We start from the raw sequence: 8,107 nt of genomic DNA on the forward strand, positions 1-8,107 counted from the left end.
ATTGGAGGAATTTCACCTCCAATTTTTTTATCGGTTCGGCGCTTTAAATTTGAGCGGGAAGATAACGGAAATCCGGATGGGAAAGGAATTCCCACCTGCCCTTTTGATGAATTTTTTTGTTTTTCCCGCTCGCTTTGGTAGGGGGATTTTCAAGGATGATCCCCCAAAAACCTATTCAAGTATAGGGGTATCATTTATGATAAAAGCCTACCAAACCTTCCGGGTGATTTGGCAAACTCTTCCGATACCATAATAACACGAAATAATCAACCAGAAAGTATGTTCTTGGTATGTTTCTTCTTCCGCGTCCTGGCGCTGATCTGTTTGATCCAGATATAACTGTATCCAAGTTCAGCCGCAATCTCAGCCAAGGTCATTCCCTTAACATCCCGTAGATAGCTGACTTTATATTCAAGCCCTTCAAATTCGGACATGCGCTTTTCAATCTCTTTTCTCGTCTTCTCTTTTTCTTCTAGGAGAGTGCTGTACATTTCCACTTGATCACATATCTCTTCCATCCGCTTTAAACAGATGTCCAGTGGGAAAGATCGATTTCCGAAACATGCACGATACCAAAACTTATACTCCATTTCCAAATCTTTGATTCTCAATGTCAGGATGTCAATCTCCGTGCACAAATCAGAGTATAGTTTCTCCATTTTCCCACCCCATGTTATAATGAAATAGCACGAAGATCGCGCAATTTCCCCGCCCGAAAGCGGGGATTTTTTGTTTGTCTTTTCTATCGATTGGTGATGCCCGAGCCTGATCGGAAAGGATGGAGATTCAGGGTTTGAGTTATAGTTTCTTTCAGAATCTCCTTGATCTCCTCACTCCGATAGCCACTTTCCAAGCTTTTGACCCACTCATAAACGGGCCCGTCTTCGGGTGTAAAAGTGATATTGCGCTGTTGAGGGCGGAAGTATCTGTTCTTTTCCATCTCTTTTTTCAGTGACTGAACATCGCAAACGGTTTGCAGAGGGAAATATTGCTTTTGTAGATACGCCTGAATACAAAGCTTGGTTAGCATTGAAAAGCTTCCTTTCGGCAACGTTTGGTGCCAAGAGCGAATCAACCGATCTTTCTTTCCTAAGTAAACTCCAACAGTAAGCTCGTAATCGTTCAACCGTTTAGTACTATGCACACTCAATGGTATTTCTCCCTTCTTCTTTAAATGTGATGATCTGCATCCGGATCTTGTCTGCTTGAGTGATTGTTTCAGCTACTTGAGCAGCCTTTCGCCTGCTTTCAAACTGATATGCGTATGATTGATCACGAGTCCAAACAACGTGCGGGCCAAAACACGATTCGATATCACAAAACTGGACATATTCTTTTGTCGCTGGCCGGTAAATCAGATGGAACTTAGTCACCCTCCGACCTCCCCTTTCAGTAACACTAGGTAGTTATGTCTCATATAATGTAGTGGTCCATGGGAAACCTCTTTTCTGCCGCTCCCCTGCTGTTGAGGCAGGGGGTTAACTCACGATGCCATCTCCTCCGTTTCGATCGAATTTTGGTCGCAGTACCACTCCCACATTTCCCGCTGCTCTTTAGACAACTTGTCTTGGTTGTAGTAGAACCACCAGGCTTGCTCTTTCGTCATCGGTTCGCTCACAGGGAAGAAAATATAACCGCTGCCGAATGAATCACAACCGAGTTTTATAAAACCACCGGATTGAATAACCGACTCCCGATCCACATACCCTTTTCTTTCCTTGGACAACTTTTCTCTCAATCGGTTCATTTCTCTCTCGTGGGCATCATAGATCAGCTCTGCCAGCTGGTGATGTTCCCCGTACCGGCACGGGTAAAATTGCCCGTCCAGTGCCAGCCATCCAGATAATCCTTTCATGGTGTCGCCTCCTGTTTTGACTTTCTCCTAACCGCCACTAGAACAATGCTTCCGTGAACACTTCTCCATAAGACGTTATTTAAGCATGATTCATGGCATATTCCTAATTCATCATCCCAGGCCATTTCATCCTCATAAATCAAATCGGTGCAAAGAGGACAATCGCCTAATATGCAACCACTTGCCACTCCCACACCTCCGATCAGGGCGGATGGCCGCCCGTTTGTTTCTTCGTCTTTTCATTCCGTCTCCAATCTGACCAATTGCAGATATTGGACTGCAAAAGCACCGCTGAAACCTTCCAGGAAAATCAGACGTTGTTTAAGTCTTCCTTCGCCCACTGTGTATTCATCCGTGCTGCAAGTCCATATTTTGCCGTTGTATTTTTCCGCCTCGGCGCATGTGTGCATGACAACTTTGTCGCCTTTTTTGAGAGTGTGTTTACCCATTTTTTATCCTCCTCCAAAGGGACAGTGGCCGCCCTGTAATCTATAAGCTGTGTAAAAAGTCGGCTTGTTTTATAGGTCTTTTATCTTGTTTGATGAGATCTTTTAATTTATGAGAAATAAGACCTAAGCTTCCGCCGCCAAGATTACGCCCAGTGTGAGCGTCGTAGCAGATGTAAGAATAAAATTGGCTGTATCGTTGGATGACATAGTTGCCGATCTGGATGACTTCCCATCTTCCCAGGCTTTTAAGCCGGCGTTGAATCGCTTTTTTCACGTTCACTCCTCCTCAAACGCCACTGCCAAATCAGTAAGCTCATCTGCAAGCTGATCGCGGATCTCGCGTTGACTATCAGATAGATACCACTGATTGAATATCAGCTGAAGCACTTTGACCTGTTCCTCGGTGAGCTCCCATAAAACCGTTTTTGGTTTGCTAATTTGCTTTTCACTCTTGTGATTGCTAAAATTCACTTGTATCACCTTTTCTTTAGGGTCATGCACCCCTCTGGTGGAAGCCAGAAGGGTGCTTTTTATTTGTAGTCCGCTTCAACCATAGCCCTGAGAATCGGATAAACTTGCTGAGGTACAACGGCATTACCCAACGCCTTCAACCGAGCTACCCGGTTCTTAACCCCTTCCGCTACCCTGGGTGGCTCCCAATCATACTGCTCCTGACCTAATCCTGCCGGCCATCGATGTCCGTCCATCCCGGTGGGAAACCCATCAAGCACTCTACCCAGTCCGGATTCAGCTGGCCTTTCTGCCCTTCTCGGATCAACGCTCCAGGTACTGAATCCCGATCTTTCTGCGATTGAGGTAACGTTGCATTTTTGCTGTCCTGCGCCGTCGGTGTCGGCCACATCTTGACTGCTGCTGGTAAATCTGGAGTTCTCCGCTTTCTCTCCGATGGGCAATCTCCCCGAATGCTTGCTTTCGGTGTCGGCCAAAGTTTCACTTGTTGTTCCAAAGTTGGACTCCATCCTGGACTGCTGTACCCTCCGATTTTGTTTGCTCTCGGAGTGGCCCACAATCCAGACCCGGTCCCGTCTGTGGGGCGCACCGACGGCGCAAGCTGGAATAATAAACGTCCGGCAGGAGTAGCCTTCACTTTCCAAGTCAGCAAGTACATCGTCGAGTGCCAATCTAACGATTCCAGCAACGTTCTCTCCAAGTATCCAAGTGGGTCTAAGTTCCTTGATAACTCTAAACATTTCCGGCCAGAGGTGGCGGTCATCTTCCTTGCCTCGTTGCTTCCCGGCAACACTAAATGGCTGGCAGGGGAATCCTCCACAAACAATGTCAATTGTTCGTGCATCATCTATCACTCCGTCTCTCTCCAACCTCTCCCGAGTTAACTTCCGAACATCATCATAGATCGGCACATACGGCCAATGTTTCCGCAAAACCTTTTGACAATGCGGTTCTATTTCGCAAAAGGCAACCGTTTCGATCCCGGCCCATTCTGCTGCTAAACTAATCCCGCCGATTCCGGAGAAGAGGTCCACCATTCTCACTCTTTGTCCTCCTCATACTTCGCACATGCGTTCCATCTCACCCGATGATCTGTGCCGGCTCCGTTTGTGTTGCCACGTAGAGCGCATTTGTAATAGGTTCTATCCCATCGTTTTGCAAACAGGTGCTTGCATGTTTTGCACTTGGCTCCATCTGGTCCAGGCCCGTGTGTCTTCCTCATTGGATTCGGCTCATTCTGCTGGCAGTTCTCGCAGATTAAGGAAAGATCGTTCCTCCAAACGGCTCTGAAACTGGTACCGCATAGCTTGCAAACACATTTCATGGTGTTTAGTGATGTTACTTCATCAGGAAAGAGCTCAAGCTGTCCCACTTACCTCACCACCTGAAGCAAACTCGAAGAGCGACATTTGCAAATCATAATTCATGAGAAGCACTTCTCTGGCACGATTGTCCGCGGTGCTTTTGTTCGTGATAACCTGCTTATGTGTATCAAATGTCTCTATGCGCCATCCATCATAGAGGCGGTAAACCATTGGGTGATCATAGTACGAGACAATCGCCTTCCCCTTTATCTGCTTCAGCATCTCCGCCAGATCTCTGTGATCCCTTTCGCTAAACTCACCCATGTAGTAATGCTCGCAATCAAAATAAGGTGGATCGCAGTAGAACAAAGTATCCGGGGAGTCGTATTTCTCAATAACCTTGCGAAAATCCAAGTTTTCGATTAACACAGGACGCATTCTCTTAGCAAAACTTTCGATACGTTGACATGCTGTTTGATAACTCCTTGCTGGATTTTCTTTGCTGGTTGTGCTATGTCGCCATCCAGTGTTTTTGTTCTTAGGTGAATTCCCTTTGGCAATGGCCGACCGGTTAAGATAGAACCACCTTACCGCCCTCTCAAACGGATCCGCCGGCCACTTTCCAGCTTTCCATTCATCCCGCCATGTTTCGTAAAGCCATCGGGAATATGGCAGCGTCTCGCAAGCCTGCCGGAGCTTTTCCGGATCCGCCCTGGCAACGAGGAGAAAATTTACCAGATGTCCGTCAATATCGTTATATATTTCATGGGCAGATGGAGACTTTTGGGCCATCACATGGGCCGCACCACCAAACAGTTCAACATACACTTTGTGGTCAGGCATCCGGGAGATGATCTCCACGGCAAGTTTTGCTTTCCCGCCCATCCAGATGAGTGGTGATCTTGTTGCTATCATGCTGTTTCTCCCTCTCCTTGCGTCTTCATTGCCTTCAGAACCGCCTGTGACCGGCTCTGCCCTTTTGCGGTGATTCCGCCTGGAAGGTGAGCACGCCACCAACCTTGACTGAGCCTCGTCACATGACCGATGAATCGTCCTTGCGGCCCTCCTTCTCGAACCGAGAACGTTTGACCGCCGCGTAAAGATTCAAAGTAGAAGCCTTCTTTGCTGACCCTGCCCTTGATGCGCTGTTTCATGCACCACACCTCCGCCGGCCGTCTTCCCCGCCTGGTCTCTCGCTGATCCATCCCTTTTTAAGCGCGTAATCGTGAAGAAACCTTAAATCATTGGTGGTTCGATCCGGCCACCCTTTGGCGATATCTTTAAGAGCCAGACCGCACTTCCACATGTGCACAAACTCTTTCACGTCTTTCCCGCGCCATTTTCCGGGAATGATAACCTCATCGTCTGCCGGCAGCGATGATTTAATTGGCTTCTTAAGTTGTGTTTGCTTCCAGGTGATTGCTGCTTCCATGATGTCACGCTCCCATTTCTTTTTTCAGAGCTTCGTAGTCGTCCCGTATTTCTTTAAACCGAGGGTAAGCCAGGTGGAATTCGATCATTCCCTCGCTGATCTCTTTTGTTTCCATCCCGGAGAATTTCGCCAATATCTCGCGCCTTTGCGGGATAACCCCGGTCTCCAAGTATCGATTTTTCATGAATTCATACACCCACCAACGGTTCATGATGATCCCCCTCTATTCTTCAATTTCTCAACGTCAAAGAATCTATTGGTTTCCTTGAAGAATCCAAGCTCTACAACCCCGGTTGGCCCGTTTCGTTGTTTACCAATGATCACTTCAACGATGTTTTTCTTTTCGGTTTGAGGATTGTAATACTCATCCCGATATAAAAGCATAATCAGGTCCGCATCTTGCTCGATGTTTCCACTCTCCCGCAGATCACTCATCACTGGCCGTTTGTCCTGACGTTGATCTACGCCGCGAGACAGCTGAGCCAGGGCTATAACAGGAATATCAAACTCCTTAGCCATGCCCTTGAGTTGAGAAGTGATCTCCCCAAGCTCCAGGTATCTTTCTTGCCGACCCGATCCTCTCACGTACTGCAAATAGTCGATAATGATACATGAGAGCCCTCGTTCTCGTTTCATCCTCCTCGCTTTAGCTTTCATATCTGCAACAGTGAGCCCCGGCTGGTCATCAATGACCAATTGAGCTCTGCTAAGAATCCCCATTGCTTCTGTATACCGTTCATATTCATCGGGTTGGATCAAACCTGAATTCATTTTTTGAATGTTGATCATTGCTTCTGATGCAAGCATCCGTCGAACCAATGACTTTTTACTCATCTCCAACGAGAAGAAAAGAACGGGCTTTTCTTGATCGACACTAATATTTCTTGCCAGCTGAAGAGCGAATGCCGTTTTCCCCATACTCGAGCGACCGCCAATTACAATGAAATCGGCGTTTTTAAGACCAGTAGTTTTTAGATCTAAATCTTTAAAACCCGTTGATAGCCCAACAATCCCTTCACCCTTGTGATACAACTCATCAAATTCCTCACTAAACTCCATCAATGCAGACATCATCGTTGTCATTGTTTCGGTGGAAGCAGTCGTATCCGTAATCTTTGCCAGCTTTGCTTCCGCCTGTCCAATGGCCTCCTTGATGTCATCCCGATCCCGCAGATGTCCAGCTTGGATAAGCTCATACCCAACTTTCATGGCTTCGCGCAACGCCCATAAATCCCTTAACCGGGTAGCATGATAGACAATGGTGGCCGTAGTTGTTATGGCGCCCATCATTCTGTTGAGCTTTGCGATATCAATTCCGTGTTTTTGCAAAAACGGTGCCATTTCAACTAGATGAACTCGAGTCTCATCGTCTTGCCAGAGCTCAATGATATGTTCATACAACAGCTGGTATTGGCGATGATAGAAGTATTCCGGCTTAATAAAATCTGCAATTTCAGCGATACAGGCCGGATCATAGATCATGCTTCCAATGATTTCTTCTTCGAGTGCTGTATCAAATGCCGGTTTAATCTCCATTCACGGCACCCTTCCTTCTCTGCTGGCGTTCAAGCATCAGCTGGCGCATCTCTTCCTCGACTTGCTGTTGACGCTCAAGATCCTCGTCTGTCGGCTGGTTCACCCGGACCGGTTCTTTGTTCCATGATCGCTCTTTAGGTGGCCTCTGCGGCAGCGGGAGCACTTTCCCACGGCTATTTTCTAAGATGCCTTTCAGGTAGGCTAATGTTTTATCAATCGGTTCTATCAACATCTTTGCTTCCAGAGTGTCAATGGCAGAATAAACCTCGGAGTAACCAAATTCGTTATACATCTTGCCGATGAAAGCATAGTCGCCTTTGTGCTGTTTGACTCCGGGGATACTACGATATTTGGAAACTAACTCGGCAATGAGCTCTTTATTGTTTGGTGGTTTATCAGCTACAACCACACCGTCGCCAGACGGTGCCGAAGGCTGTTGTAGTATTTTTCTATTCTCTTCTGTTCTGTTCTCTTCATGGCGGTAAATTTCGGAGTTTCCCGGAATTTCCCGGAAAGGTTCGGAAACCTTCTTGGCATTCGGATCGTCAGGGCCGGGAAACTTTGATTTTGTGCGTTTATGAAGCCCTGTCTGGTGCCGTTCAAAATCAACGATCTGGATGTATTGGCTACCATCAACCTGGTACCATTCAATTAGATTTTGTTCGACCATCTCATAAAGAGCATTTTCAACGTCTTGCTTTGTTTCATCGGCCATTGGCACGACTAAGGCTTTTACTTTTGCTGGTGATCCGGGCATTCTTCCAAAATCGTCTGTATGCGGGATCATCCAGGTAAACAGCAATCGGGCAAATATTGACATCGCATTGACCTTTTCCGACACACTAATACTTTTACTAATCATCCTGCGCTCTGCCATGGTTTCCTCACCTACTCCTGAGTTTCTTAGACTGTTTAGGAAGTTCCGGGAAATTCCCGGAAGGTTTGGGAGAAGGGCGGGGCGATCGGCCGCCGCCCGTAATTTATGCTTGCCAAACGGTTTCCCATTCGATATAAAACCGGCTTTTTGACATATCCCATTTAAGGAAGCCTCTCTTCACTC

The 8,107-nt window shown here is 47.0% G+C and carries 14 protein-coding genes; all 14 read right to left on the reverse strand.

What is annotated here, in order from left to right:
* Positions 1-266: 266 nt before the first annotated feature.
* The 14 genes from BMW55_RS18240 to BMW55_RS18310 all read right to left on the reverse strand — a co-directional run bounded on the left by BMW55_RS18240 (position 267) and on the right by BMW55_RS18310 (position 7,924).
* Positions 267-659, reverse strand: coding sequence for a sigma factor-like helix-turn-helix DNA-binding protein (locus BMW55_RS18240; protein ID WP_089970840.1), 393 nt, complete (start codon positions 657-659; stop codon positions 267-269).
* Between the two features lie 83 nt (positions 660-742).
* Positions 743-1,030 carry a hypothetical protein gene (locus BMW55_RS18245; protein ID WP_139179508.1) on the reverse strand — a complete coding sequence of 96 codons (288 nt, stop codon included), beginning with the start codon at positions 1,028-1,030 and terminating at the stop codon, positions 743-745.
* 106 nt (positions 1,031-1,136) lie between these two features.
* A complete protein-coding gene (locus BMW55_RS18250; protein WP_089970834.1) occupies positions 1,137-1,373 on the reverse strand; it encodes a hypothetical protein in 237 nt (78 codons plus the stop codon).
* 110 nt (positions 1,374-1,483) lie between these two features.
* Positions 1,484-1,855 carry a hypothetical protein gene (locus BMW55_RS18255; protein WP_089970828.1) on the reverse strand — a complete coding sequence of 124 codons (372 nt, stop codon included), beginning with the start codon at positions 1,853-1,855 and terminating at the stop codon, positions 1,484-1,486.
* 239 nt (positions 1,856-2,094) lie between these two features.
* Positions 2,095-2,304 carry a hypothetical protein gene (locus BMW55_RS18260; protein WP_089970825.1) on the reverse strand — a complete coding sequence of 70 codons (210 nt, stop codon included), beginning with the start codon at positions 2,302-2,304 and terminating at the stop codon, positions 2,095-2,097.
* A 40-nt stretch (positions 2,305-2,344) separates the two neighbouring features.
* Complete coding sequence (locus tag BMW55_RS18265) at positions 2,345-2,578, reverse strand: hypothetical protein (RefSeq protein WP_089970822.1); 234 nt, start codon at positions 2,576-2,578, stop codon at positions 2,345-2,347.
* 2 nt (positions 2,579-2,580) lie between these two features.
* Positions 2,581-2,775 (reverse strand): hypothetical protein, encoded by a 195-nt coding sequence (locus tag BMW55_RS18270; RefSeq protein WP_089970819.1) that lies wholly within the window; start codon positions 2,773-2,775, stop codon positions 2,581-2,583.
* Positions 2,776-2,834: 59 nt separating this feature from the next.
* On the reverse strand, positions 2,835-3,818 hold the full coding sequence (locus tag BMW55_RS18275; RefSeq protein WP_089970817.1) for a DNA cytosine methyltransferase: 984 nt from the start codon (positions 3,816-3,818) through the stop codon (positions 2,835-2,837).
* Between the two features lie 315 nt (positions 3,819-4,133).
* Positions 4,134-4,994: a DNA adenine methylase gene (locus BMW55_RS18285; protein ID WP_089970811.1), complete on the reverse strand. Its 861-nt coding sequence runs from the start codon at positions 4,992-4,994 to the stop codon at positions 4,134-4,136.
* The gene (locus tag BMW55_RS18290) at positions 4,991-5,233 is read right to left on the reverse strand and encodes a hypothetical protein (protein ID WP_089970808.1); all 243 of its coding nucleotides are present in this window, start codon (positions 5,231-5,233) and stop codon (positions 4,991-4,993) included. The genes BMW55_RS18285 and BMW55_RS18290 overlap by 4 nt, the downstream gene beginning before the upstream one ends.
* Positions 5,230-5,511, reverse strand: coding sequence for a hypothetical protein (locus tag BMW55_RS18295; protein ID WP_089970805.1), 282 nt, complete (start codon positions 5,509-5,511; stop codon positions 5,230-5,232). Before BMW55_RS18295 ends, BMW55_RS18290 begins: the two co-directional genes overlap by 4 nt.
* Before the next feature lie 4 nt (positions 5,512-5,515).
* Complete coding sequence (locus tag BMW55_RS18300) at positions 5,516-5,722, reverse strand: hypothetical protein (RefSeq protein ID WP_089970802.1); 207 nt, start codon at positions 5,720-5,722, stop codon at positions 5,516-5,518.
* Positions 5,719-7,047 (reverse strand): replicative DNA helicase, encoded by a 1,329-nt coding sequence (gene dnaB, locus BMW55_RS18305; protein WP_089970797.1) that lies wholly within the window; start codon positions 7,045-7,047, stop codon positions 5,719-5,721. The genes BMW55_RS18300 and dnaB overlap by 4 nt, the downstream gene beginning before the upstream one ends.
* Positions 7,037-7,924 carry a hypothetical protein gene (locus BMW55_RS18310; RefSeq protein WP_089970793.1) on the reverse strand — a complete coding sequence of 296 codons (888 nt, stop codon included), beginning with the start codon at positions 7,922-7,924 and terminating at the stop codon, positions 7,037-7,039. The genes dnaB and BMW55_RS18310 overlap by 11 nt, the downstream gene beginning before the upstream one ends.
* Between the last annotated feature and the right edge of the window lie 183 nt (positions 7,925-8,107).

The sequence above is a fragment of the Lihuaxuella thermophila genome, assembly GCF_900110165.1.
GTDB lineage: Bacteria > Bacillota > Bacilli > Thermoactinomycetales > Thermoactinomycetaceae > Lihuaxuella > Lihuaxuella thermophila.

Excerpts from the sequence above, each read along its gene's own strand:
- BMW55_RS18240 (WP_089970840.1), bottom strand. The coding sequence starts at position 659 with ATGGAGAAACTATACTCTGATTTGTGCACGGAGATTGACATCCTGACA.
- BMW55_RS18245 (WP_139179508.1), bottom strand. The coding sequence starts at position 1,030 with ATGCTAACCAAGCTTTGTATTCAGGCGTATCTACAAAAGCAATATTTC.
- BMW55_RS18255 (WP_089970828.1), bottom strand. The coding sequence starts at position 1,855 with ATGAAAGGATTATCTGGATGGCTGGCACTGGACGGGCAATTTTACCCG.
- BMW55_RS18260 (WP_089970825.1), bottom strand. The coding sequence starts at position 2,304 with ATGGGTAAACACACTCTCAAAAAAGGCGACAAAGTTGTCATGCACACA.
- BMW55_RS18285 (WP_089970811.1), bottom strand. The coding sequence starts at position 4,994 with ATGATAGCAACAAGATCACCACTCATCTGGATGGGCGGGAAAGCAAAA.
- BMW55_RS18290 (WP_089970808.1), bottom strand. The coding sequence starts at position 5,233 with ATGAAACAGCGCATCAAGGGCAGGGTCAGCAAAGAAGGCTTCTACTTT.
- BMW55_RS18295 (WP_089970805.1), bottom strand. The coding sequence starts at position 5,511 with ATGGAAGCAGCAATCACCTGGAAGCAAACACAACTTAAGAAGCCAATT.
- BMW55_RS18300 (WP_089970802.1), bottom strand. The coding sequence starts at position 5,722 with ATGAACCGTTGGTGGGTGTATGAATTCATGAAAAATCGATACTTGGAG.
- dnaB (WP_089970797.1), bottom strand. The coding sequence starts at position 7,047 with ATGGAGATTAAACCGGCATTTGATACAGCACTCGAAGAAGAAATCATT.
- BMW55_RS18310 (WP_089970793.1), bottom strand. The coding sequence starts at position 7,924 with ATGGCAGAGCGCAGGATGATTAGTAAAAGTATTAGTGTGTCGGAAAAG.